Annotated in this window: 1 protein-coding gene; it reads left to right on the top strand. The window is 53.5% G+C overall.

Features of this window, described 5'->3' with window-relative positions; all coding sequences use genetic code 11:
* Positions 1–111 precede the first annotated feature (111 nt).
* Positions 112–1,117, top strand: a 1,006-nt coding sequence (locus tag G7Y51_RS13465; protein WP_165178265.1) for an IS481 family transposase, incomplete at its 3' end; no start/stop codon positions are given.

The following is a 1,117-nucleotide window of genomic DNA, read 5'->3' as shown; positions in this document are numbered from 1 at the left end:
TGAACTAGTTTCGACTTGATCGGACAGGTAGCCCTTGAAAAAGGAAGGGAACTCCGTTTTGATGGAAACGTAAACAAGCCATCAACCTGGCACCATGCCCACGGAGTTCCCATGCAAAGTTTCAACCAAAACGTCATCAAGCACAAGACCGGACTTCTCAATCTCGCTGCCGAACTGGGGAATATTTCCAAAGCCTGTAGGCTCATGGGTTTTTCCAGGGATACGTTTTATCGATATCAAGCCGCCAGAGATGCCGGTGGGGTCGAGGCACTGTTTGACGTCAGCCGCAGAAAGCCCAATTTGAAAAACCGTGTGGAGGAGGCTGTCGAGCAGGCCGTTGTCGAGTTTGCCACGGACTTTCCCGCTCACGGGCAAGTCAGGGTCAGCAACGAGTTACGCAAACGCGGTATCTTTGTTTCTCCTTCTGGAGTCCGTGCCATTTGGCTTCGGCATAACCTGGCGAATTTCAGGCAGCGCTTGACTGCCCTGGAGAAAAAATCCGCGGAAGAGGGAATTGTCCTGACTGAAGCGCAAGTACAGGCTCTGGAGCGCAAGCGGCAGGATGACGAAGTCTGCGGCGAGATCGAAAGTCCGCATCCCGGTTATCTCGGCAGCCAGGACACGTTTTATGTGGGCACTATCAAGGGTGTCGGGCGTATTTACCAGCAGACCTTTGTGGACACGCACAGCAAATGGGCAGCGGCCAAACTCTACACAACGAAGACGCCCATCACGGCGGCGGACTTGCTCAATGACCGGGTGTTACCGTTTTTTGCGGCCCACCAGATGGGTATCATCCGGATGCTGACGGACAGAGGCACGGAGTACTGCGGGAAGGTGGAAAGCCACGATTATGAATTGTATCTTGCGGTCAATGACATTGAACATACCAAAAGCAAGGCGCGGCATCCACAGACCAACGGGATATGTGAGCGATTCCACAAGACGATACTGAACGAGTTTTACCAGGTCACGTTTCGCCGCAAGATATATCATTCCTTGGAGGAACTGCAGACAGACCTGGATGCCTGGCTAAACGAATACAACACGGAGCGGACGCACCAGGGCAAGATGTGCTGTGGGCGAACGCCCATGCAAACCCTGCTTGACGGCAAGG

The organism is Desulfovibrio sp. ZJ369 (genome assembly GCF_011039085.1).
GTDB lineage: Bacteria > Desulfobacterota > Desulfovibrionia > Desulfovibrionales > Desulfovibrionaceae > Desulfovibrio.
Note: the sequence above shows the minus strand (reverse complement) of the source record. Positions and strands in the feature narration are given on the sequence as shown.